Below are 24,321 nucleotides of genomic sequence, written 5' to 3' on the forward strand. Positions count from 1 at the left end.
GCATAATACCCGGCCGGACGGTCGTGGGTCGCCTGCGGTGCCGCCGTCTCCGACGCTCCGCCGTGCCCACCACCTACCGCAGCGACACCTCCTGCCCGCCGGCCGTTCCCTGGGCTTCGTCCCCCGGGGCTCACGGCCCGCCCAGCCGGCGTCACATCCCCGTCCCACCACCAGAAAGGTCCACCCCATGGCTTTGAGTCGACGAGCATTCACCCTGGGCGCGATAGCCAGCGCCGGACTCACCGCGACCGGCCTGGCGATCAGTCCACGACCCGCCTCGGCGGCCACCTACACCGCGTACCTGAACACCTACTTCACCGAGTCGCCGAACCAGTCGGCGGCCAACTACGGCCTGCATCTCGCGGTCAGCCGGGACGGTCTGAACTGGTCGCCGCTGAACCAGAACAACCCGGTGGTCACCCCGACTGCCGGTGACCTGGGCCTGCGGGACCCGTACATCTTCCGCAAGCAGGACGGCACGTTCGTGGTCATCGCCACCGACCTGTACGGGCTCAACTTCGGCCGCAACAGCCAGTACCTACACGTCTACGACTCGACGGACCTGACCAGCTTCACCGGATACCGCCGGGTCCAGATGCACACCTACAGCAATGTGCACACCTGGGCGCCGACAGTGTTCTGGGACGCCGCCCGTGGCCAGTACGGCATCGTCTACTCGGCCAACACCACCACGGACCTGTTCCTGGTCAACTACACCAGCGACTTCCGCACCGTCAGCGCCCCGCAGACCTACTTCAGTCCCGGCTTCCCGGTGCTCGACGCCGACATCCGGGTCAGCGGCGGCGTGACGTACATGTTCTACAAGAACCTCGCCAACGGGAACATCTACGGTGCCCGATCCAGCACCGGCGCGCCGAACAGCTTCACCACCTACACCAGCGGCCTGCGGCAGGGCACCGCCATCGAGGGCGCACACCTGGTTCCACGCAACGACGGCACCGGGTGGTGGCTGTGGGGCGACTCGTTCGGTCCGATCAACAACGACATGTATCTCTGGTCGACAAGCAACGTCGGCGGCAACTCGTGGGCGGTGGCGAATCAGCGCGACTACACCCCACCGCTGAACTCCAAGCACGGGTCGATCGTCGGGATCACCGAGGCCGAGTACAACGCGGTGGTCACCCGCTGGGGTCTGCCGAACTGGGTCCGGCTCAAGTCGTCCAACTTCCCCGACTACTTCGTCCGGCATCTCAACGGCGCGATCCGCATCGACCCGTACCCCTTCGACCCGCACCGCGACCAGATGTGGCGGATGGTGCCCGGCCTCGCCGACCCGGCCGGGGTCTCGTTCGAGTCGGTGAACGTGCCCGGCAGCTTCCTGCGGCACAGCGGCTACGTGGCGCGGCTGGCCGCCAACGACAACAGCGCGACCTTCCGCGCCGACGCCACCTTCTACCGCACCGCCGGGCTGGCTGACAGTTCCTGGTCGTCGTTCCGCTCGTACAACTTCCCCACCTACTACCTGCGGCACGCCGGCTACGTGCTGCGCATCGACCCGCTCAGCTCCTCCTCCAGCGCCAACGACCGGCAGGACGCCACCTTCCGGGTCACCTCGTAACGGTCCACCGGCCCGGGGTGACGCCGCGTCCCCGGCCCACCCCGGCCACGTACGTACCGCCACCCCCTCACCCGCGACCTGGGAGGCCGTGATGCCTTACCCGTCCCTCAACCGTCGACATGTGCTCCAGGCCGCCGGTGCGGCCGCCCTCGCCACCGCGGTCGGCCCCGCCCTGCGTGGCGGCACCGCCAGCGCAGCCATTCCACCGGCCCGGCCCGACCTCGGCGTCTCGGCGTACGCCTTCGACATGGGCCAGGTCCGGCTGACCGCCAGCCGCTGGCTGGACAACCAGAACCGCACCCTGAACTACCTGCGCTTCGTCGACGTGAACCGGCTGCTCTACAACTTCCGCACCAACCACCGCCTGTCCACCGGTGGCGCCGCCGCCCTCGGCGGCTGGGAGGCGCCCAGCTTCCCGTTCCGCACCCACTCCCAGGGGCACTTCCTGACCGCCTGGTCGCACATGTGGGCCGTGCTCGGTGACACCACCTGCCGGGACAAGGCCAACCACATGGTGGCCGAGCTGGCGAAGTGCCAGGCCAACAATCCCGCCGCCGGATTCAACACCGGGTATCTCTGCGGTTACCCGGAGTCCGACTTCACCGCCGTGGAGGCCCGCACCCTCAACAACGGCAACGTGCCGTACTACACCATCCACAAGACGCTGGTCGGGCTGCTCGACGTGTGGCGGCACATCGGCAACACGCAGGCCCGGGACGTGCTGCTGGCGTTGGCCGGTTGGGTCGACTGGCGTACCGGCCGGCTCAGCTCGGCGCAGATGCAGGCCATGCTGGGCACCGAGTTCGGCGGCATGAACGCGGTGCTGACCGACCTGTACCAGCAGACCGGCGACGCCCGTTGGCTGACCGTCGCGCAACGCTTCGACCATGCCGCCGTGTTCAACCCGCTCGCGGCCAACCAGGATCAACTCAACGGCCTGCACGCCAACACCCAGATCCCGAAGTGGATCGGCGCGGCGCGCGAGTTCAAGGCCACCGGCACCACCCGCTACCGCGACATCGCCAGCAACGCCTGGAATCTGACCGTCAACACCCGCACCTACGCCATCGGCGGCAACAGCCAGGCCGAGCACTTCCGCGCCCCGAACGCCATCTCCGGGTACCTGCGTAACGACACCTGCGAGCACTGCAACACGTACAACATGCTCAAGCTGACCCGGGAGCTGTGGCTGCTCGACCCGAACCGGGTCGCGTACTTCGACTTCTACGAGCGCGCCCTGCTCAACCATCTTGTCGGCGCGCAGAACCCGGCCGACAACCACGGCCACATCACCTACTTCACTCCGCTGCAACCGGGCGGCCGGCGCGGCGTCGGACCGGCCTGGGGCGGCGGCACCTGGAGTACGGACTACAACTCCTTCTGGTGCTGCCAGGGCACCGGCCTGGAGAACAACACCACCCTGATGGACTCGATCTACTTCCACAACGGCAGCACGCTGACGGTGAACCTGTTCATGCCGTCGGTGCTCGACTGGTCGCAGCGCGGCATCACGGTCACCCAGTCGACCAGCTACCCGGCCAGCGACACCAGTACGCTGACCGTCACCGGCAACGTCGGCGGGTCATGGACGATGCGCATCCGCATCCCGGCCTGGACGCAGGGCGCCACGGTCAGCGTCAACGGCACGGTGCAGAACATCGCCACCACGCCCGGCACGTACGCCACCCTGACCCGCTCGTGGACCTCCGGCGACACGGTGACCGTACGGCTGCCGATGCGGGTCGTCGTGGAGCCGACGAACGACAACCCGAGCGTCGTGGCGCTCGCCTACGGCCCGGCGGTGCTCTCCGGCAACTACGGCAACACCGCGCTGTCGGCGCTGCCCGCGATGGCCACCGCCTCGGTCACCCGCACCAGCACCACGGCGCTGACCTTCACCGCCACCGCCAACGGCGCGCAGGTCAACCTGCTGCCGTTCTACGACGCGCACGGGCACAACTACACCGTCTACTGGAGCAGTGGCGGCTCCCCCAACCCGGCGGGGGCCACGTTCCGGCTGGTCAACGCCGCCAGCGGACTGGTGCTGGGAATCGAGAACATGTCCACCGCCGACGGCGCACCGGCGTTGCAGTGGGCCGACAACGGCACCGCCGACCACGACTGGCAGTTGGTGGTCGACGGCAGTGTGATCCGGTTCCGCAACGCCAACAGCGGCAAGGTGCTCGGCGTACAGAACATGTCCACCGCCGACAACGCGCAGGTCCTGCAATGGTCGGACACCGGCACGGCCGACCACCGCTGGACCATCGTCGACGCCGGCGACGGCTCACACAAGATCCGCAACGGCAACAGCGGCAAGCTGCTGGCGGTCCTGGGCGGCTCCACCGCGCAGGGCGCCCGAGTGGTGCAGGACCCGGACAACGGTACGCCGGACAACCAGTGGCGGTTCGTCCCCAACGGGGCCCGCCGGATCCAGAACCTGGCCACCGGCCTGGTGCTCGGCGTGCAGAACATGTCCACCGCCGACGGTGGCCTGGTGATCCAGTGGGGTGACACCGGCACCGCCGACCATCTCTGGACCGCGATCGTGGACAGCGGCGGTTACCTGCGGCTACGCAACTCGCACAGCGGCAAGGTGCTGGGGGTGGAGAACGGCGGCAGCGCCAACGGCGCCCGGGTGGTGCAGTGGGCCGACAACGGCTCGACGGCACACCGGTGGCGGCTGCGCTACGGCGCAGGCGGCTACTTCCGGATCCAGTCCGCGAACGGTGGGCGGGTCCTCGGCGTGCTGAACGCCTCGTCGAGCCAGGGCACCCAGATCGTCATCTGGGACGACAACGGTGCCAGTGACCATCGCTGGCGCTTCATCTGATCGTCGACGGACGTGCGGCCCGGGCCTCGGCTCGGGCCGCACGTCCGTCCGGGCGTTCCGAGGCATCGAATTCATCGACGTCTCTTGAGAATGTTATCGATAACATGCTAATTTCTGGCCAGGAGTAAGGGCACACTCCTTTTCGAGGTCGCCGTCCGTTCGGCCGGCGCGGGACGTCAACCGATCCCGCCACCGCCGACCGGTGACCTGTCCGGGTCGGCAAACCCCGCGAGGCGCCGCACGCCACCACGTCGGTGACGGCCACCGCCCCGACGGCAGGCAGCACTGGGTCAACTTGTGGCAGCCGGCTGCCACGAGCGGCTCGAAGCATCCACCACACACCACACCGCACCCCCGGCACCGGCGTGCCCGCACCGACGCCGGGCATGGTTCCGCCCTGCCCGGACCAGTTCCTCCGTGGCCGCCGTGTGGCCCACCACCACCGACAGAAAGGGCCGATCATGCACCGCAGATCCGAACGCACCCCGAGGCCACGGCCTCGTACCGTGCTGTTGTCCGTCGCGGCGGGGGTGGCGCTGCTCGCCCCGACCGTGCTGGTCGCTCCCGCCGCCAACGCCGCAGCCAGCACGCTGGGCGCGGCGGCTGCCCAGAGTGGCCGCTACTTCGGCGCCGCCACCAGCTCGTTCATGTTCTCCAACACACAGCACACCACGATCCTCAACCGCGAGTTCAACTCCATCGTGGCTGAGAACGAGATGAAGTGGGACGCCACCGAGCCCCAACAGAACGTCTTCAACTTCACCGGCTCCGACCGGCTCGTGGCCCACGCCCGCGCCAACGGAATGTCCGTACGCGGACACGCCCTGGTCTGGCACGCCCAGCAGCCTGGCTGGGCACAGAATCTCACCGGCACCGCCCTGCGCAACGCCATGATCAACCACATCAACCGGGTGGCCGGCCACTTCCGGGGACAGATCCACTCCTGGGACGTGGTGAACGAGGCGTTCGCCGACGGCGGCAGCGGCGGGCGCCGGGACTCGAACCTGCAACGCACCGGCAACGACTGGATCGAGGTGGCGTTCCGCACCGCCCGCACCGCCGACCCGAACGCCAAGCTCTGCTACAACGACTACAACACCGACGGCATCAACGCGAAGTCCACCGGCATCTACAACATGGTGCGCGACTTCAAGTCCCGCGGCGTGCCGATCGACTGCGTCGGCTTCCAGTCCCACCTGGGCACCACGCTCTCCAGCGACTACCAGGCCAACCTGCAACGCTTCGCCGACCTGGGGGTGGACGTGCAGATCACTGAACTCGACGTCGCCCAGGGCAGCAACCAGGCGAGCATCTACGAGCGGGTCACCCGCGCCTGCCTCGCCGTGGCCCGCTGCAACGGCATCACCGTCTGGGGCGTACGCGACAACGACTCCTGGCGACGCGGGGAGAACCCCCTGCTGTTCGACGCCAACGGAAACAAGAAGCCGGCGTACCAATCGGTGCTCAACGCGCTGAACAGCGTCACCCCCAACCCGACCACCCCACCGCCGACCACCACCCCACCACCGCCCGGTAACGCGGGCTGCACCGCCTCGGCCTCGCTGAACTCCTGGAACGGCGGCTTCGTGGCCACCGTCCGGGTCACCGCCGGCAACGCCGCGATCCGGGGCTGGACGGTACGCATCACCCTGCCCGGTGGGACCGCGGTGACCGGCACCTGGAACGCCCAGGCCAGCGGCAGCACCGGAACGGTGAACTTCGGCAACGTCAGCTACAACGGCCAACTCGGCGCCGGCGGCAGCACCGAGTTCGGCTTCCAGGGCACCGGCGTCGGCCCCTCCGCCGCACCCACCTGCACCCCCAACTAACCACCACCCCGGCCCACCCAAGACCGGTGATCAAGAGGTTTTGGTCGGAATCCGAGTCAAGCCCGACCAAAACTTCTTGATCACCGACATAGGTCGAGGCCGGCCGGCTCGGGCCGGGGCTGCGGTGGGTGACAGCGTCAGCGGCGGGGTGGGGTGGAGACGCTCTGGCGGGACACCAGGGACGGGGCGATGGTTTCGCGTAGCGCGCCGCCGCTGTCGGATTCGATCTGCGCCAGCAGCATCTCCAGGCTGGCCCGCGCCACCGCACCGAAGTCCGGCCGGACGGTGGTCAGCGGCGGGATGAAGTAGGCAGCTTCGGGCACGTCGTCGAAGCCGACCACGCTGATGTCGTCCGGCACCCGGCGGCCGTGCTCATGCAGGGCCCGCAGCACCCCGAGGGCGAGGTGGTCGTTGGCGGTGAAGACCGCGGTGACGTCGGGCATCCGGGCGAGCATCTGCCCGCACCGGTAGCCGGCCGCCGCCGACCAGTCCGCCGGCACCAACGGCGGGATCTCGACACCCGCCGCGAGCAGGGCAGCCCGCCAGCCCTCGATACGCCCCGCGCTGTCGAACCAGTCGGACGGCCCGGACACGTGCCACACCGTACGGTGGCCGGCGTCGAGCAGATGCTGGGTCGCGGCCCGGGCACCGGCGGCCTGGTCCACCGTCACCAGCGGCATCGGCCGGCGCGGATCCCCGTCGACGGTGACCAGCGGAACGTCGTTGGGCAGGCGTTCCAGCGCCTCGCCGGCCGACTCCACCGGTGCGATCACCACGATGCCGGCAACCCGGTGGGCCAGGTGCCGTTCGACGACCGCGGAGATGGAGCGATGATCGAGGTCGCGGACGCTGCCCACGCTGACCGCGAAGCCGGACTCCGCGGCTGTCTGCTCCAAGGCGGCCAGCAGTGACGCCGGCCCGTAGAGGGTGGTGTTCTGCGCGACCACGCCGATCACCTGAGAGCGACCGGTGACCAGCGCACGCGCCGCCCGGTTCGGCCGGTAGCCCAGCTCGGCTATTGCCGCCTGGACCCGCAGCCGGGTCTGTTCCCGCACGTTCGGGTGGCCATTGAGCACTCGCGAAACCGTCTGGTGGGAGACGCCAGCGAGGCGAGCCACGTCCGTCATCGCAGGATCGCGTACGGCCATCTCACACTCCCGCATGCCCGTGGGTCGCCGCGGCCCGTCGACACTGACCGGAGCGGCTTTGATTCACGATCCCTCTCGCGACGCCCACGCCGGCCCGTGCCCGCCGGGGTGGCTTTGCGCTAGATCACGCACAGTCTACGACAGCGACGACGTCAATCGCCGACAGGTCAGTCGCAGATGACGGATGTCCGTCTTCCGATCAGCGCCGATCGACAAAAGGGGGATTCGAATGCGCTGATCATCGGCTTGCCGGCAGGATCGCCGCGCGCGAATCCGGGCCGCGATTCCGCTGGATTGCGGCTCGGACTCGCGCGGAAAGGGGCCGGTAACGCGCAGCGGGCGCCGCCCGGACCGCGCAGAGTGCGGGTGGCGCCCGCTGTCGGACGCCACCCGCCGGTCACCGGTGCCCGGTGACTCAGGTCCCGGTGGTCGGCGCTGCCGGAGGAAAGCGCCGTACCCAACCCGAGGGCCGCCTCATCATCACGGTCAGGGCGTGGCCAACTCGAAGCGTCGCACCGTCACCGCGCCACCCAGTGCCTGGGTCGCGTGGTTGAAGATGGCGAACCGGTACCCCATGAAGAACGTCCAGTTGTTGTTGAGCGTCAGGGCGTTGCCCAACGAGACGAAGTTGACCCCGTCGGTGCTGTACGAGAAGCGGGCCTGCCGACCGGAGCCGGGCCTGATGTCGGCGTTGGCCCGCAGCCAGATCCGCCCGCCGGACACCGCCGCGCTGGCGATCTCGCTGCCGGTGCTGGTGGTGTCCCAGTTGCTGTTCATGTTCAGCCCGTTGGTCATGACCACCCGGGTCTGCCCGTTGTCACGCCGGACCCCGATCCAGGCCGAGACGTCGCGCAGCATGGCCAGCCCGGTCCGGTCGCCGTCGCGCATCGTGGAGTAGTCGAGCTCGATGGTCGCCGTGGAGGTCGGCCCCTGGATGCGGTGGGTGACCGTGTTACGGGCCTGGTAGAGGTCGTTGGTGACCGAGGCGGTCTGCAGACGCAGGCCGTTGTTCACCGACCACCGACTGTTGTCCGGGTTGTGGTTCCACTCCCACTGCGGGCCCAGCGTGGTGCCGGCGAAGGTGTCCACGCCGGTGAGCGGCTTGACCGGACGCAGCGGCAGCGGGTTGGGGTAGTTCACCCCCCAGGCGCCGTTGACCGTCTGCACCTGCGGCCAGCCGTCGGCGGTCCAGGTGATCGGGGCCAGCGTCGGCACCCGCCCGCCCGGGTACGCGTCGGTGAAGGCCATGTAGTACCAGGCGCCGTTCGGGGTCTGCACCAGCCCGCCCTGGTGGGGCACGCCGCCACCGGAGATCGGGCCCTGCATGTTGAGCAGCACCTGCCGCTGCTCGTACGGGCCGAAGGGTCCGTTCGTGGACTTCAGCACGTACTGGCCGTTGGCGGGTCGGGTCAGCCAGATGTAGTAGGCGCCGTTGCGCTTGTAGAAGCGCGCCCCCTCCAGGGTGCCGATGCTCGACGGCGTCTGGTAGACCTGCTGGGCCCGTACCTGGCTACGCCCGTCGGCGGAGAGCTGGGCGACGCTGATCGTGCCGTTGCCGTACGCGACGTACATCGTGTCGTTATCGTCGATCAGCATGCCGGCGTCGTAGTAGCAGGGCAGGGTGGCGTGCCGGGTCCAGGTGCCGTCGACGGCCTTCGCGGTGTAGATGTGCGTCTGGGCGAAGTTGATGCACCCGGCCCAGTAGTACGTCTGGTTGCTCGGCCGGTAGTTCAGCGTCGAGGCCCAGATGCCCTCCACGTACGCCTGTTGCCCGGCGGGCAGGTCGTACTTGGTGCCGAAGTCCAGCCGGGGCACCGAGTGCCCGGCGAACTCCCAGTTGACCAGGTCCCAGGAGCGCAGGATCGGCGCGCCGGGCGAGTAGTGCATGGTGGAGGCGGTCATGTAGTAGACGTCGCCGACCCGGATCACCTCGACGTCCGCGAAGTCCTGCCAGACCACCGGGTTGGTGAAGTTGCCACCCGTGGGCGGCGGCGTCGTCGGCCCGGGGGTGGGCCCGTCGCCGACCCGGACCAGCTGCCACTGCTGGTTGGCGCCGTTCCAGTCGTCGTACTGGACGATGTTGCCGCCGTCGGCGGTCGAGGCGTTCTGCACCTCCATCACCCGGTTGGAGTTCCGGTTGATCAGCCGTACGTAGCCACCGGCCGAGTCGGCCAGCCGGAACTGCTGGTTGGTCCCGTTGTGGTCGGACCACTGCACGATCGAGGCACCGTTGGCGGTGGAGAAGTTGTAGACGTCGAGCACCTTGCCGGAGTGCCGCGACTTGAGCCGGTAGTAACCACCACCGGAGTCGACGAACTGCCACTGCTGCTGGTTTCCGTCGTTACGCGCCCACTGGGTGATCCGCGCCCCGTCGTTGGTGGCCAGGTTGTAGACGTCCAGCGCCTTGCCGCTGTTGCGGTTGACCAGCACGTACCACGCGTTGGTGTCCACCGTCGCGGCCGACGCCGGGGTGGCGGCAACCGCCACCAACGTGCCGCCGACCATCACCGCCGCCGCCACCGCGGCCCACATCCGCGACCACCACCCACGCCTGCGCGGCGCGGGTCCTGAGACCTCGCCAATGGCAACCATGATCCTCCTTCAGGAATGACGAGCCGTCTGACCGGGACGGTCTCCACTGCGGCGAGCGTCGTGGTGATCTCAGGCCAGCCATGTGATCGCTAACATGCCATCCGGTGCCCAAGGGATGACAAGAGATCGTTTGCTGGGAAGAGATGCGAAGCGGCCCGGACAGCCACAGATATCGTCCGTCTTCACTATCGACTGTGAGCGATAACACGGCGTTAGTCAAGACGTAACATCCGCCGCGCGATCAGGCGGCGGAGGGGAAGGCGAGGACACGCCACCGGCGCGGCGGTGCCCCGGCCGGTGGGTGGCGGGCCGGCCGGGGCGAGGCAGCCGCGAGAGTGCGCGCGGCCGCCTCGGCGTGACGGGCGTGCCGCCCGTCACGCCGGCAGGGTCGTACTCAGAAGCCCCGGGCGAGCCGGTAGTACGCCTGGTTCCAGCGCAGTTCGTTGGCGAAGCGGCGCGGGTCGGTGTCCCCGTCGATGACGACCAATTCGGTACGGGCCATCTCGGCCAGGTCGTGCAACGCCTCCACCCCGATGCCCTGGGACAGTACGGTGTGGTGCGGCGCGCCCGCGGTGATCCATGCCTCGGCCGAGCCGGCCAGGCTCGGGCGGGGCCGCCAGACGGCCCGGGCCACCGGGAGCCGGGGCAGCGGCTGCGGCGGCGCCACCACGTCGACCTCGTTGGCGACCAGCCGGAACCGCTCCCCCATGTCCGCCAGGCCGAGCACCACCGCCGGACCGGGTTCGGCGTCGAAGACCAGCCGGACCGGGTCCTCCCGGCCACCGATACTCAGCGGGTGGATCTCGACGTTCGGCACTCCCGCGGCGATCGTCGGGCACACCTCCAGCATGTGCGCGCCGAGGATCAGCTCCTGGCCCGGCGTGAGGTCGTAGGTGTAGTCCTCCATGAAGGAGGTGCCGCCCTCGGCGCCGACCGCCATCGCCTTGACGGTGCGCACCAGCACGGAGGTCTTCCAGTCCCCCTCGCCGCCGAAGCCGTACCCGTCGGCCATCAGCCGCTGCACCGCGATGCCGGGCAGTTGCCGCAGTCCGCCGAGGTCCTCGAAGTTTGTGGTGAAGGCGCGGAAGCCGCCGGCGTCCAGGAAGGTACGCAGTCCGAGTTCGATGCGGGCGGCGTAGCGCAGCGAGTCGTGCCGATCGCCGCCGGGCCGCAACTCGCCGGCGACACGGAAGGTGTCGTCGTACTCCTTGACCAGGTCGTCGATCTGCGCCTCGGCGACCTCGTCGACGGCGGTGACCAGGTCGTTGACCCCGTAGGTGTTGACCGAGACGCCGAAGCGCAGCTCCGCCTCCACCTTGTCGCCCTCGGTGACCGCGACGTCGCGCATGTTGTCGCCGAACCGGGCCAGGCGCAGCGAACGCATCGCCGACCAGCCGATCGCCGCCCGGGTCCAGGCGCCGACTCGGGAGACCACCCGCGGGTCGGTGACGTGCCCGGCGACCGTCTTGCGGGCCACCCCGAGCCGGGTCTGGATGAACCCGAACTCCCGGTCGCCGTGGGCGGCCTGGTTCAGGTTCATGAAGTCCATGTCGATCTCGTGCCATGGCAGCTGGACGTTGGCCTGCGTGTGCAGATGCAGCAGCGGCGTACGCAGCGCGTCCAAGCCGGTGATCCACATTTTCGCCGGCGAGAAGGTGTGCATCCAGGCGATGACCCCGACCGCCCCCTGCACGCTGGCATCCTGGCAGACCTTCAGGATGTCGGCGCTTGTGGTCAGGACCGGCTTCCAGACCACCCGGGCGGGAATGTGCGGCGAATCGTCGAGCAGGGCGGCGATCTGACGGGACTGCTCGGCCACCTGCCGGAGGGTGTCCTCGCCGTACATCGCCTGGCTTCCGGTGAGGAACCAGACCTCGGGTTCAGGTTGTGCTGCCATGGGAGTTGCCTTCCGCGAGAGGGGCGGTCACTTGTAGCGGATGCCGATGAGGCGCTGGAACAGGATGAACGCGAAGAGCAGGCCTCCGATCACGATCTTGGTCCACCAGGAGTTGAGGCTGCCGTCGAAGGTGATCAGGGTCTGGATCACACCGAGCACCAGCACTCCGAGCACCGTGCCGAAGATGTAGCCCGCTCCGCCGGTCAGCACGGTGCCGCCGATCACCACCGCCGCGATCACGTCGAGTTCCATGCCGACCGCGATCAGTGGTGCTCCGGAAAGGGTGTAGAAGGACAACAGGATCCCGCCGATCGCCGAGCAGAGCCCGCTGATGGTGTAGACCGCGATCCGGGTACGCGCCACCGGCAGGCCCATCAACAACGCCGACTGCGGGTTGCCACCGATCGCGTACACGTTGCGCCCCAACCGGGTGTACGCCAGCACGTACGCGGCGATCAGGACCACCGCGAAGGCGATCAGCACGCTCACCGAGACGAAGTTGCCTCGGGGATCCCCGATGCGGTGCTGCGCCATGGTGGTCCAGAAACCGTCGGTGATGCGGATCGAGGAGTCACTGATGAACGTGCACATGCCCCGGGCGAAGAACATTCCGGCGAGTGTCACGATGAACGGCTGGATGTCGAAGAAATGGATCGCACAACCCATCAGGAACCCGAGGGTGGGCCCGATGAGCAGCGCGATGACCAGCACCAGCAACGCCGGCAGGCCGGACTGGAGCAACCAGGCCGAGACCATCGCCGTCATCGCGACCACCGAACCGACCGACAGGTCGATGCCGCCGGTCAGGATCACGAAGGTCATCCCGACCGCGACCACGAGCAGGAAGCCGTTGTCGATGAAGACGTTGAAGATGACCTGGATGTTGGAGAAGGCGCGGTACTGGGACACGCCGATGCCGTACATGACCAGCAGCAGGGCGAGGGTGACCAGCACCGGTACGTGCCGACGCGGCAACCGGGCCCAGCTCGGGCCGGTGGTCAGCGAGGTCGTGGTCACGCCGTCACCTCTTCCTTCTGCCGCTGCTGCGTCGAGGCCGGCGGAGGCGGGGTACCGCGCCTGCGCCGACTGAGCTTGGCGCGGAAGGCCGGTGCCTGGATGAGGCAGACCGCGATGACGACCACCGCCTTGAACAGCAGTGCCGTCTGCGGGGAGATGTTCATGGCGTACACCGTCGTGGTGAGGGTCTGGATGATCAGCGCGCCGAGGATGGTGCCGCTGAGGTAGAACCGGCCGCCGGCCAGCGACGTACCGCCGATCACGACCGCCAGGATCGCGTCGAGCTCCACCCAGAGACCGGCGTTGTTGCCGTCGGCACTGGAGACGTTGGCGGTCATCATGAAGCCGGCGACGGCCGCGCACGCGGCGCTGACCACGTAGACGAGGAAGACCATCCGGGCCGACCGGATACCGGCCAGCCGGCTGGCCTCGCGGTTACCACCCACCGATTCGATGATCATGCCAAGGGCGCTGCGGCGGGTGAGCGCCGCGACGAGCAGGGCCGCGCCCAGCGCGATGAAGATCGCGAGCGGCAGGGTCAGCAGGTGCCCCAGTCCGATCGCCCGGTACGGCCCCGAGTTGATGGTGATGATCTGCCCCTCGGTGACCAGTTGGGCCAGACCCCGCCCGGCCACCATGAGGATGAGCGTGGCGATGATCGGCTGGATGCCGATCACGGACACCAGCACACCGTTCCAGGCGCCGAGCACGAGCGCGGCACCGAGTGCCATGGCGAGCGCGGTGAACACGGTGGCCAGGTTGTTCTGGTCCGGCGCCTGACTGATGTGCAGGCAGGCGATGGCGCCGCTGATGGCACAGATCGAGCCGACCGACAGGTCGATGCCGCCGGTGGAGATGACCAGGGTCATGCCGAGCCCGACCAGGATCAGCGGGGCGCTCAACCGGAGGATGTCGATCGGGGTGCCGTAGAGGTGCCCGTTGTTGACCTCGACGGCCAGGAAGCCGGGACGGTAGATCGTGTTCGCCGCCAGCATCACCACGAGGACGGCCACCGGCCAGAACAGCCGGTGACTCAACATCGACTTGAGACGTTCGTTCATTGGTTCGCCTCCTCCCGCGGTGATCCGCTGGCGATGGTCTGCATGACGCGGTCGGCATCCACAGTGTCGTCGTTGTCGAGCTGCGCGACCATCTCCCGGTCCCGCATCACCGCGACCTTGTGGCTCAGCCGCAGCACCTCCTCCAACTCGGCGGAGATGAACAACACGGCCATGCCGCCGTCGGAGAGCTGCACGACGAGTTTCTGGATCTCGGTCTTGGCACCGATGTCGATGCCACGGGTGGGTTCGTCCAGGATCAGCAGGCGAGGCTCGGTGATCAGCCAGCGCGCCAGCAGGACCTTCTGCTGGTTGCCGCCGGACAGGTTACGAACCGGCAGCTCAGGGTTGGCGGGACGGATGCTCAACGCCTTGATGTACTGCTCGACCAGTTCGTCCTGACGGCGACGCGGAATCGGGCGCAGCCAGCCCCGGGCCGCCTGCATCGCCAGGATCATGTTCTCCCGGACAGTCAGGTCGGGGATGATCCCCTCCGCGCGGCGGTTCTCCGAACAGAACCCGATGCCCTGCTCGATGGCCTGGACCGGGTTACGCAGGCTGGTCGCCCTGCCGTTCACCGCGACCTCACCCCGGTCGGCCCGGTCCGCGCCGAAGAACAGTCGCGCCGCCTCGGTACGACCGGAGCCGAGCAGGCCGGCCAGGCCGACCACCTCACCGGCGTGAATGGTCAGGCTGAACGGGGCGACCGCGCCCTTACGGCCCAACTGCGAGACCGCCACGAACGGGGTACCGCCCTCCAGCGCCGCGAGTTCCCGGCGGGGCTGCTCCTCGATCCGTTCCAGTACGTCGAGCTCCTTGCCGATCATCTTCTCGACCAGGGCGAGCTGCGGCAGCTCCGCGATCGGGTACTCGCCGACCAGGGTGCCGTTGCGCAGCACCGTGATCCGGTCGGCGATGCCGTACACCTGGTCGAGGAAGTGGGTCACGAAGAGGATCGCGATTCCCTCCTCGCGCAACTGGCGCATGACGCGGAACAGCTGCGCCACCTCACCGGCGTCCAGGCTGGAGGTCGGCTCGTCGAGGATCAGCACCCGGGCCTGTACGTCGATCGCGCGGGCGATGGCGACCATCTGCTGCACGGCCAGCGAGTAGCTGGCCACCGGCGCAGTGACGTCGATGTCGAGGTCGAGGCGGGCCAACAGTTGTCGGGCGCGCCGTCGCACCTCGCCCCAGCGGACGGCACCGAGGCGGCGGGGCTCCCGGCCGATGAAGATGTTCTCCGCCACGGAGAGATTCGGGCAGAGGTTGACTTCCTGGTAGACCGTACTGACTCCGGCGGCGGACGCCTGCATCGGTCCGGAGAAGGCCACCTGCTCGTCGCCCAGAGTGATGGTGCCCTCATCGATGTCGTAGACCCCGGTCAACACCTTGATCAGAGTCGACTTGCCGGCACCGTTCTCGCCCATCAGGGCGTGCACCTCGCCGGGAAAGAGCCGGAAGTCGACATTGTGGAGTGCACGTACTCCAGGAAAGGACTTGCTGATCCCGGTCATCGTCAGGACCGGACGGCTATCCGTCATCCCATCAGGCCTTCTTCTGGGTTGTGTCTTTTCGGGGGGCTACGGCCTTGTCGTGACGTCCGCCCGATCGACCCTCGGGGTCGACCGGGCGGACGTGGCACCGGAGGTGTCGGGCCGCGCGGTCCGTCGGGAAGTGGCGACGCGGCGGGGCCGCCACGATCAGTGTGGCGACCCCGGGCGTCGATCAGTACTTGCGGTTGGGCAGGGCCTCCTTGGCCTGCTCCTGGGTGAAGGTGGTCTCCTCGGTCTCGATCCGCGGCGGCACCTCTTCGCCCGCGTGCACCTTCTTGGCCAGGTCCATCAGCTGTGGGCCGAGCAGCGGGCTGCACTCCGCGATGAAGTTGAACTTGCCGTCGGCCAGGGCCTGCATGCCGTCCTTGACCGCGTCGATGGTGATGATGGTGATGTCCTTGCCGGGCTCCTTGCCCGCCGCGGTGATCGCCTCGAGAGCACCCAGACCCATGTCGTCGTTGTGCGCGAAGAGCACGTCGATCTTCGGGTGGGCCTTGAGGAACTGCTCCATGACCTGCTTGCCACCGGCACGGGTGAAGTCACCCGACTGGGAGGCGATGACCTTCAGCTTGGGGTCGGCGGCGATCGCCTCGGCGAAGCCCTTCTTCCGGTCGTTGGCCGGAGCCGAGCCGGTGGTGCCCTGAAGCTCGACGATGTTCACATCGCCGGTCGCGTCCTTGGAGTTCTCGACCAGCCACTCCCCCGACAGCCGGCCTTCCTTGACGAAGTCCGAGCCGAGGAAGGTCTTGTACAGCGACTTGTCGGCCGAGTCCACGGCGCGGTCGGTCAGGATGACCGGGATCCCGGCGTCCTTGGCCTCCTTGAGCACCGTGTCCCAACCCGACTCCACGACCGGCGAGAAGGCGATCACGTCGACCTTCTGCTGGATGTAGTTGCGGATGGCCTTGATCTGGTTCTCCTGCTTCTGCTGGGCATCGTCGAACTTCAGCTCGATGCCCGCCTCGGCAGCCGCCTCCTTGATGGAGTTGGTGTTGGCCGTCCGCCAGCCGCTCTCCGCGCCGACCTGGGAGAAGCCCATGACGAGCTTGCCGTCGTCGCCTCCTCCGCCGGTTCCGGTGTCGCTGTTGCCGCAGGCTGCCATGCCGCCGGCCAGGAGCACGGCGGCAAGCGCCGCGACGGCGCGCCGAGGCGCGAGGGACATTCGCATGTTTCTCATCGGATCTCCTCGGGTGGGGTGCGGGTTCCACGCCGCCGGCCGAGGCGGGCGGCGTGGCGTACTGGTGGTGTGGATCCTGTGCGCGGGTGCGCGCGTTCGGCCGAGACCCGGGTGGGCCGCGACCTGGCTAGCTGTTCGTCGCCGGCGTGGGACGTTGGCCGTAGACGTTCTGGTAGCGGTCGTAGAGGGCGTCGATGTCGGCCTGCGCCATCGGCACCGGTTGCCCGAGCGCCCGTGCCAGGTGCGCGGTCCGCGCGACGTCCTCGCACATCACCGCGGCCTTGACCGCGGCCCGGGCAGAGCGTCCGATGGTGAAGACGCCGTGGTTACGCATCAGCACCGCGGGTGAGCGGTGGCCGGTGAGGGTGCTGACGATCCCCTTGCCGATGTCGTCGCCGCCGATCAGCGCGAACGGGCCCACCGGGATCTCACCGCCGAACTCGTCGGCCTGGGCGGTCAGCCAGCAGGGGATCGACTCGCCGCGAGCCGCCCAGGCGGTGGCGTACGTGCTGTGGGTGTGGACCACCCCGCCCACCTCGGGCATCGCGCGGTAGACGTAGGCGTGCGCGGCGGTGTCACTCGACGGCGACAGCTCGCCCTCGACGGGTACGCCGTCGAGGTCGCAGAGCACCATGTTGTCGGCGCAGAGGTCGTCGTAGTCGACGCCGCTGGGCTTGATGATCATCAGGTCCCGGCCGGGTACCCGCGCGGACACGTTGCCGGCCGTCCACGCCACCAGCCCGTAGCGGGTCAGCTCGCCGTGCAGCCGAGCGACGGTTTCGCGCAACTCACGCTCGATCATGGAACCACCTCCAGCGCGGTGTCGTTCGTCGACGCGACCGATTCGGCGGCCGCATTGCGGATCGCCCGCAGGCGCAGCATCACGTCGTTGGCGCCTCGACCGAAGTGGTCGTGCAGCTCTCGGTATTCGGCGTAGAGGGCGTCGTACGCGCGTACCCGGTCCGGGTCGGGGCGGTAGACCGCCTCGCTCACCCGGCCCATCGCCTGCGACGCCTCGTGGATCGACGGGTACGCACCGGCCGCCACCGCGGCGTGGATGGCCGAGCCGAGCGCCGGCCCCTGCGCGGAGCCGATGATGCCCAGCGGCCGGTTCGTGACATCGGCGTAGATCTGCATCAACAGCTTGTTCGAGGTGAGTCCCCCGGCGATCACCAGGTCGTCGACGGTCACCCCGGCCTCGACGAACGCCTCGATGATCATGCGCGTGCCGTACGCCGTCGCCTCCAGCAGCGCCCGGTAGACGTCCTCCGGGCGGGTGGCCAGCGTCAGGCCGACGATCAATCCGCTGAGATCGTGATTGACCAGCAACGACCGGTTGCCGTTCCACCAGTCCAACGCGACCAGGCCGTGCGCGCCGACCGGCTGCGCGGCGGCCAGTTCGGTGAGCCGCTCGTGCGAGGAGACCTCCGCCGGGGCGGCGTGCTTGACGAACCAGCCGAAGATGTCGCCGACCCCGCTCTGACCGGCCTCGTAGCCCCAGGCTCCGGCGCTGATGCCACCCTCGACGACGCCGCACATGCCGGCCACTTCCGCCGGGTTGGCGCCGTTGACCACGTGGCAGGTGGAGGTGCCCATGATCGCGACCAGTCGGCCCGGTGCGAGGGCCTGCGCGGAGGCCGCGGTGACGTGCGCGTCGACGTTGCCGACGGCCACCGCGATCCCCGGCGGCAGGCCGGTCCAGGCGGCAGCCTGCGCGGTCAACTCGCCGGCCTTGTCACCCAACGGCATCAGCGGGCCGTCCAGTTTGGCCACAAAGTCGCCGAACTCGGGATTCAGAGCGGTCAGGTAGTCCGTCGAGGGGTACTTCCCGTCCTGCATGATGCCCTTGTAACCGGCCGTGCAGACGTTGCGGGTCTCGACGCCGCACAACTGCCAGACGATCCAGTCGGCAGCCTCGATGAAGCGCTCGGCCCGCCGGTAGACCTCCGGATCCTCCTCCAGCAGTTGCAGGCCCTTGGCGAACTGCCACTCGGCGGAGATCTTGCCGCCGTAGCGGCCGATCCACGGCTCACCACGTTCGTGGGCCAGCGTGTTGATCCGGTCGGCGTGCGGCTGGGCCGCGTGGTGCTTCCACAGCTTCACCCAGGAGTGCGGGCGCTGGCGCAGTTCCGGCACCTCACACAGCGGGGTCCCGTCGGCGAGGGTCGGCAGGACCGTACAGGCGGTGAAGTCGATGCCGATGCCGACCACGTCGCTCGGATCCACTCCCGCGGCGGCGACGGCCGCCGGTACGGCGTGGCGCAGCACGTCGCGGTAGTCCTGCGGGTCCTGCAACGCCCAGTCGGGTGGCAGGGACGGGCCACCGTCGGGCAGGGTGGACTCGATGACGGCGTTGCGGTACTCGTGCACCGCCGTCCCCAGTTCGGCACCGTCGCGTACGCGGACCACCAGGGCCCGCCCGGACAGGGTCCCGTAGTCGACTCCGACGACATACCGGTCGCCGACTTCGTCCACACCGCTCATGCTCACCTCCGGCCGATGACGGAACTCAGTGTTAACGCTCACATCCGGCGCCGTCAAGACACCTTCCGGCAACAGCTCCGTAACGGAGTGCGGCGACCCGTCCGGCGCTCCACGACCGGGGCGGGGCCAGTCGGCCCGGCAGCCCCGCCACCGGCCCGGATCGCCCCATCTCTGCGACACCTGCCGGATGCCGGAGACCCCTCCGCCGGTCTGCTCACCGACGGCCGGGGCGACCGCCCGCACCGGCTGCCCGCGACCGCTGCGGCACCTCCCGTCGAGAAGGCCGCGCCCCGGCCCGAACCGGCTCAGTCCCATCGGCCCGCCACTGAAGCGCCGGCCGCCGAGCCGACCGCCCGACCGGCCCGACCGGCAAGCCACCGAGACCATCGCCGAGGCGGCCCGGCAGCCCCCGAAATGGACTCACCCACCGCCACATGAGCGTTAACAACTGTCGATCGGCGGGAACTGCTTCGGCTGACTCTGTCGGCGGGTTCGACGCCTGCGGCGCCGGGCCGTCATCAACCCCACCTGAATCGTTTCCACATGCGACTTCAGCAGCATCAGCGTGATCCGACAACCGCTGCGCAGGCCGAGAACGCCACCTGGAAGACATCGACGATGATTTACAGAACTAGATGTCAGCGATAACATCCCTGACATCGGAGCGCCCGTCCGAAAGAACCGCCACCGTCACACCGCCCGCGTCACGGCGCGACCACAAAGCCGGCCGACGCGATCGCGGGCGGGCCGTGCGCGACGGCGTCCCCGCCACGGCCGGCGGCACTGGGTCCAGCTGACTGCGAGCAGACGACGCCTGCCCGCGCCCGCTCGACGAACCACCTGGGCTACCCGACAACTCACGGTCGGTCATCGATGACTGGCACCTGCCCGTCCCTGTCCCGAGGAGGATCGAATGCGCGCACGACCACGATGGTTGGCCGTCCTGAGCGTCCTGGTGCTGACGCTCACCACGGTCGTCGTCGACGGACTCCACTCGCCGAAACCCGCACAGGCCCTCAACAACGGCGTGGCCCGCACCCCGCCGATGGGGTGGAACACCTGGAACACCTTCGGCTGCAACATCAACGAGACGCTGATCCGGCAGATGGCCGACGCGATCGTCAACACCGGCATGCGCGATCTCGGCTACAAGTACGTCGTCGTCGACGACTGCTGGTTCGATCCGAACCGCGACGCCCAGGGCAACCTCCAGGCGCATGCGGGCCGATTCCCCAGCGGCATGAAGGCGCTCGGCGACTACCTGCACTCCCGTGGCCTGCTGTTCGGCCTCTACCAGGTGCCCCGGGAGAAGACCTGCGCGCAGTACTTCGGCGCCTGGCCCGGTTCCACCGGCAGCCTCGGACACGAGTACCAGGACGCCCGGCAGTTCGCCGCCTGGGGAGTGGACTTCCTCAAGTACGACTGGTGCTCACCGTGGGGCACCATCAACGACCAGATCGCCGGGTTCTCGCTGATGCGCGACGCCCTGGCGGCCACCGGTCGGCCCATCGTCTACAGCATCAACCCGAACAGCATCCACGAGAAGACCGGCCCCCAGCGCAACTGGGGCGACATCGCCAACATGTGGCGGACCACCGAGGACATCACCAACGCGTGGAACACCGGCCAGACCAACGGCTACCCGATGGGCATCCAGAACATCGTCAACGTCAACGTGCCGATCGCCTCGTACGCCTCGCCAGGTTCGTTCAACGACCCGGACATGCTCGTGGTGGGCAACGGTGGCATGACCGACACCGAGATGCGCAGCCACTTCGCCCTCTGGGCGATCATGGCGGCCCCCTTGATCGCGGGTAACGACATCCGCAACGCCAACGCGGCGACGCTGGACATCCTGCGTAACCAGAACCTCGTCACCATCAACCAGGACCCGCTGGCGCTACAGGCCGTGCAGGTCTCCAACGACGGCACCCGCCGGGTGCTGGCCAAGCGGCTGGCCAACGGAGATGTCGCGGTCGCCCTGTTCAACCAGGGCAACTCCACCACCACCGTGTCCACCACGGCGGCGGCGATCGGCAAGTCGGGCAACTCGTTCACCCTGCGCGACGCCTGGACCAACACCACCTCGACGAGCACCGGGACGATCTCGGCCAGCGTGCCGGCGCACGGCACGGTGGTCTACCGGGTCAGCGGTGGCGGTACGACCACTCCCCCGCCCCCGCCGACCACCTTCCGGCTGCGCAGCGAATCGTCCGGCCGCTGCCTCGACGTCAACAACAGCGGCACCGCCAACGGCACCGCGACCCTGATCTGGGACTGCCACACCGCCAGCAACCAGAGCTTCACCCAGAACGGTCAGGCGCTTCAGGTGCTCGGCAAGTGCCTGGACATCTCCCCGACGGCCACCACCGGTACCCCGGTGCAGATCTGGGACTGCAACGGCGGCACCAACCAACAGTGGACGTTCAACAGCAACGGCACCATCAGCAACGTCCGCTCCCCCAACCTCTGCCTGGACGTCAACAACAACGGCACCGCCAACGGCACCCCAGTCATCGTCTGGACCTGCCACACCGCCCCCAACCAACGCTGGACCCGCACCTAAAACCCACCCACCCCCCACCCTCCCCACCCTCCCCGCCCGCCCCCGCCCCGTCGATCTTGCACTTCTGGTCGCCGAAATGACCGCTTAGCGGCTTTCGTCGAGGCAGAAAGTGCAAGATCGACGGGCGCAGGGGGCGGGGCGACGGGGGTGGGGTGGGGTGGGGTGGGTCAGGTGGGGTGGGTCAGGTGGGGGTGGGGAGGGGGTTGGTCAGGAGGGGGGTGAAGGCTAAGGCGTGTTTCAGAAGTCGTGGGCGGGTGAAGGTCCTGGCGTGGTGGTGATCGACATCTGAAGAGGTCTCCGGTATCTGGTTCTGCGACCAAGCAAGAACGTCATACCGGAGACCTCGTGGCCACCTTAGCGGTGACGAGGCGGCACGACCTCACCGACGCTCAGTGGCAGCGGCTCGCTGCGCTGCTGCCTGCCGCGTCGGGGAAGGGTCGTCCGCCGAAGTGGGAGAAACGGCAGCTCATCGACGGGATCAGGTGGCGGATTCGGATTGGGTCGCCCTGGCGTGACGTCCCGGTCGAGTACGGGCCCTGGCAGACGATCTACGGCCTGTTCCGTCGCTGGCAACGCGACGGCACCTGGGACAGGATCCTGGCCGTGTCACAGGCCGCCGGCGATGCGGACGGCCGCATCGGCTGGACGGTCAGCGTGGACTCGATGACCAGCCGCGCCCATCAACACGCCGCCGGTGCCCGCACAGATGGCCACCTGCAGAAAGAGCCACCGGGCGGCGTGCACGACGAACCCGCCGATCACGCCCTCGGACGATCTCGCGGCGGTCTGACCACCAAGACGCACCTGGCCTGTGAGCAGGGGCAGAAGGTCCTGTCGATGGTCGTGACCGCCGGGCATCGTGGTGACAGTCCGCAATTCATCCCGGTCCTGCGCCGTATCAGGGTGAGCCGTCTCGGGGTGGGCCGTCCCCGCACCTGCCCTGACCTGGTCCTGGCGGACAAGGCGTACACCAGCCGCGGTAACCGCGCCTACCTGCGCAAGCGTGGGATCAAGACCTGCATCCCGAGCAAGAAAGACCAGGACGCCCACCGCAAGGCCAAGGGCAGCCGCGGCGGACGCCCGCCGAAGTTCGACCGAAACCTCTACCGGATGCGACATGCCGTCGAGAACGGCATCGCCCGACTCAAACGCCACCGCGGCGTGGCCACCCGCTACGACAAGTTGGCCGTCCGGTTCCAGGCCGTCCTGACCATCGTCATCATCTGCGAGTGGCTCTGACCGGGCTTATGAAACACGCCTTAGTTCGGCGGCGCCGGTGAGCGTGGCGTCGTCGCGCAGTGCGGCGGTGCGCAGGCGTACGTGTTCCCGGGCGACCGGCAGGACGTTGCGGGAGATGCGGGCGCGGACCTGGTCCGCCGCGCCCGGATACAGATCGCACAGCATCCCGCCGAACACCACGATCCCGGGGTTGAACAGGTTGATCAGGTTCGCTACCCCGATGCCGAGCCAGTCGCCGACGCGGCGCAGCGCCTCGCGGGCGGCGGGATCTCCCCGGTCGGCGTCGTCGGTCACCGCCCGGATGGCGTCGCGGCCGAACAGTTCGGCGGGCCGTCCGGCCGCGTCGAGCAGGGCCCGCTCGCCGACCTCGGCCTCCAGACAGCCGGACGAGCCGCACCCGCAGGGACGCCCGTCGTACGGGTTGACCACCATGTGCCCCAGTTCGCAGCCGTAACCGCCGTCACCGCCCAGCAACTGGCCGCCGACGATGATCCCGCCGCCGACCCCGACGTCCCCGTGCAGGTAGATGAGGTTCTGGAAACCGACGCCGGCGCCACGCTGGTGCTCGGCCTGCGCGCCCAGGTGCGCCTCGTTGCCCACCGCGACCGGCAGGCCGAGCCCGAGACGGCGACCCAGTTCGGCGCCGAACGCCTGATCGACCCAGCCAAGGTCGGGGCCGAAACGCACCATCCCGTCGCCCGGGCGGATCATCCCGCAGTACGACGCTCCCACACCCACGCAGGTGGCCGACGGTGGTGCGGCGCGATGCAACTGACGACCGAACCGGGCCAGGACCTCCACCACCCGCGGCAGGTCGGGCCCGGCGCGTGGGCGTACCGCCTCGCGGCGGTCCAGGATGACGCCACCCAACCCGACCCGGGCGGCGACCAACCGGTCCACCGCGACGTCGAAGGCCAGCACGTAGAACCGGTCGGATGCGGGCCGGACCAGCAGCGACGGCCGGCCGGCGCGGCCGGTGTCCGAAGGCGTCTCCTCCTCGACCAGGCCGACCCGGGTCAGCTCGGTGGTCAGCGCCCGGATGGTGCTGCGGTTGAGCCCCATCCGGGCGGCCAACTCGGCACGGGAGACCACACCGCCCAGATGCACGTGACGCAGCAGTGTGCCGGCGTTGCGCCGACGGATCTCCTCCTGGACCAAACCGATCCTCCGGCATCAGCGTTGATGCGGGACTCCCCAACGCGAGGCAGTCTGGTCAAGACCCGCCGCGACGTCAAGGCGTGGGGGGGGGGGGTTGGTGGTCCCCCCCCGCTGGGGGGGGCGCTCGGGCCCGGCCCGCGCGGGGTGTTTTTAGAGGAGGGGGACCCGCCCAGCGCGCCCCCCCCCCCCGC

General features: G+C 68.9%; 15 protein-coding genes. 5 read left to right on the forward strand and 10 right to left on the reverse strand.

The window, feature by feature from the left end:
* Positions 1–187: 187 nt before the first annotated feature.
* From AB0M35_RS24850 to AB0M35_RS24860, 3 genes are all read left to right on the forward strand, one after another.
* The gene (locus tag AB0M35_RS24850) at positions 188–1,579 is read left to right on the forward strand and encodes a glycoside hydrolase family 43 protein (RefSeq protein ID WP_363748240.1); all 1,392 of its coding nucleotides are present in this window, start codon (positions 188–190) and stop codon (positions 1,577–1,579) included.
* Between the two features lie 91 nt (positions 1,580–1,670).
* Entirely contained in the window at positions 1,671–4,412 is a 2,742-nt protein-coding gene (locus tag AB0M35_RS24855; RefSeq protein WP_363748241.1) for a beta-L-arabinofuranosidase domain-containing protein, read from the forward strand.
* A 461-nt stretch (positions 4,413–4,873) separates the two neighbouring features.
* Positions 4,874–6,241: an endo-1,4-beta-xylanase gene (locus AB0M35_RS24860; RefSeq protein ID WP_363748242.1), complete on the forward strand. Its 1,368-nt coding sequence runs from the start codon at positions 4,874–4,876 to the stop codon at positions 6,239–6,241.
* 137 nt (positions 6,242–6,378) lie between these two features.
* Here AB0M35_RS24860 and AB0M35_RS24865 read toward each other — a convergent pair whose 3' ends face one another.
* From AB0M35_RS24865 to araB, 9 genes are all read right to left on the reverse strand, one after another.
* A complete protein-coding gene (locus tag AB0M35_RS24865; RefSeq protein WP_363748244.1) occupies positions 6,379–7,368 on the reverse strand; it encodes a LacI family DNA-binding transcriptional regulator in 990 nt (329 codons plus the stop codon).
* Positions 7,369–7,875: 507 nt separating this feature from the next.
* Positions 7,876–9,921: an RICIN domain-containing protein gene (locus AB0M35_RS24870; protein WP_363748245.1), complete on the reverse strand. Its 2,046-nt coding sequence runs from the start codon at positions 9,919–9,921 to the stop codon at positions 7,876–7,878.
* Between the two features lie 454 nt (positions 9,922–10,375).
* On the reverse strand, positions 10,376–11,878 hold the full coding sequence (araA, locus tag AB0M35_RS24875; protein WP_363748247.1) for an L-arabinose isomerase: 1,503 nt from the start codon (positions 11,876–11,878) through the stop codon (positions 10,376–10,378).
* 27 nt (positions 11,879–11,905) lie between these two features.
* Complete coding sequence (gene yjfF, locus AB0M35_RS24880) at positions 11,906–12,895, reverse strand: galactofuranose ABC transporter, permease protein YjfF (RefSeq protein WP_363748248.1); 990 nt, start codon at positions 12,893–12,895, stop codon at positions 11,906–11,908.
* Positions 12,892–13,956, reverse strand: a complete 1,065-nt coding sequence (locus AB0M35_RS24885; protein WP_363748249.1) for an ABC transporter permease — start codon at positions 13,954–13,956, stop codon at positions 12,892–12,894. Before AB0M35_RS24885 ends, yjfF begins: the two co-directional genes overlap by 4 nt.
* On the reverse strand, positions 13,953–15,494 hold the full coding sequence (locus tag AB0M35_RS24890) for a sugar ABC transporter ATP-binding protein (protein ID WP_363748250.1): 1,542 nt from the start codon (positions 15,492–15,494) through the stop codon (positions 13,953–13,955). The genes AB0M35_RS24885 and AB0M35_RS24890 overlap by 4 nt, the downstream gene beginning before the upstream one ends.
* A 184-nt stretch (positions 15,495–15,678) precedes the next feature.
* Positions 15,679–16,683, reverse strand: a complete 1,005-nt coding sequence (locus AB0M35_RS24895; RefSeq protein ID WP_363748251.1) for an ABC transporter substrate-binding protein — start codon at positions 16,681–16,683, stop codon at positions 15,679–15,681.
* Between the two features lie 127 nt (positions 16,684–16,810).
* Positions 16,811–17,485, reverse strand: coding sequence for an L-ribulose-5-phosphate 4-epimerase (locus tag AB0M35_RS24900; protein ID WP_363748252.1), 675 nt, complete (start codon positions 17,483–17,485; stop codon positions 16,811–16,813).
* The gene (gene araB / locus AB0M35_RS24905) at positions 17,482–19,167 is read right to left on the reverse strand and encodes a ribulokinase (protein WP_363748253.1); all 1,686 of its coding nucleotides are present in this window, start codon (positions 19,165–19,167) and stop codon (positions 17,482–17,484) included. Before araB ends, AB0M35_RS24900 begins: the two co-directional genes overlap by 4 nt.
* A 913-nt stretch (positions 19,168–20,080) precedes the next feature.
* On the opposite strand from araB, the gene AB0M35_RS24910 reads away from it, so the two are divergent.
* The gene (locus tag AB0M35_RS24910; protein WP_363748254.1) at positions 20,081–21,733 is read left to right on the forward strand and encodes a ricin-type beta-trefoil lectin domain protein; all 1,653 of its coding nucleotides are present in this window, start codon (positions 20,081–20,083) and stop codon (positions 21,731–21,733) included.
* A 345-nt stretch (positions 21,734–22,078) separates the two neighbouring features.
* Positions 22,079–22,972 carry an IS5 family transposase gene (locus tag AB0M35_RS24915; protein ID WP_363748255.1) on the forward strand — a complete coding sequence of 298 codons (894 nt, stop codon included), beginning with the start codon at positions 22,079–22,081 and terminating at the stop codon, positions 22,970–22,972.
* A 6-nt stretch (positions 22,973–22,978) separates the two neighbouring features.
* On the opposite strand, the gene AB0M35_RS24920 is transcribed toward AB0M35_RS24915, so the two are convergent.
* A complete protein-coding gene (locus tag AB0M35_RS24920) occupies positions 22,979–24,130 on the reverse strand; it encodes an ROK family transcriptional regulator (protein ID WP_363748257.1) in 1,152 nt (383 codons plus the stop codon).
* Positions 24,131–24,321: the final 191 nt, after the last annotated feature.

Origin of the sequence: Micromonospora sp. NPDC051196 (genome assembly GCF_040682415.1) — a bacterium.
Lineage (GTDB): Bacteria > Actinomycetota > Actinomycetes > Mycobacteriales > Micromonosporaceae > Micromonospora.

Excerpts from the sequence above, each read along its gene's own strand:
- AB0M35_RS24885 (WP_363748249.1), bottom strand. The coding sequence starts at position 13,956 with ATGAACGAACGTCTCAAGTCGATGTTGAGTCACCGGCTGTTCTGGCCG.
- araB (WP_363748253.1), bottom strand. The coding sequence starts at position 19,167 with ATGAGCGGTGTGGACGAAGTCGGCGACCGGTATGTCGTCGGAGTCGAC.
- AB0M35_RS24855 (WP_363748241.1), top strand. The coding sequence starts at position 1,671 with ATGCCTTACCCGTCCCTCAACCGTCGACATGTGCTCCAGGCCGCCGGT.
- AB0M35_RS24895 (WP_363748251.1), bottom strand. The coding sequence starts at position 16,683 with ATGAGAAACATGCGAATGTCCCTCGCGCCTCGGCGCGCCGTCGCGGCG.
- AB0M35_RS24890 (WP_363748250.1), bottom strand. The coding sequence starts at position 15,494 with ATGACGGATAGCCGTCCGGTCCTGACGATGACCGGGATCAGCAAGTCC.
- AB0M35_RS24860 (WP_363748242.1), top strand. The coding sequence starts at position 4,874 with ATGCACCGCAGATCCGAACGCACCCCGAGGCCACGGCCTCGTACCGTG.
- AB0M35_RS24865 (WP_363748244.1), bottom strand. The coding sequence starts at position 7,368 with ATGACGGACGTGGCTCGCCTCGCTGGCGTCTCCCACCAGACGGTTTCG.
- AB0M35_RS24900 (WP_363748252.1), bottom strand. The coding sequence starts at position 17,485 with ATGATCGAGCGTGAGTTGCGCGAAACCGTCGCTCGGCTGCACGGCGAG.
- AB0M35_RS24870 (WP_363748245.1), bottom strand. The coding sequence starts at position 9,921 with ATGTGGGCCGCGGTGGCGGCGGCGGTGATGGTCGGCGGCACGTTGGTG.
- AB0M35_RS24850 (WP_363748240.1), top strand. The coding sequence starts at position 188 with ATGGCTTTGAGTCGACGAGCATTCACCCTGGGCGCGATAGCCAGCGCC.
- araA (WP_363748247.1), bottom strand. The coding sequence starts at position 11,878 with ATGGCAGCACAACCTGAACCCGAGGTCTGGTTCCTCACCGGAAGCCAG.
- AB0M35_RS24910 (WP_363748254.1), top strand. The coding sequence starts at position 20,081 with ATGCGCGCACGACCACGATGGTTGGCCGTCCTGAGCGTCCTGGTGCTG.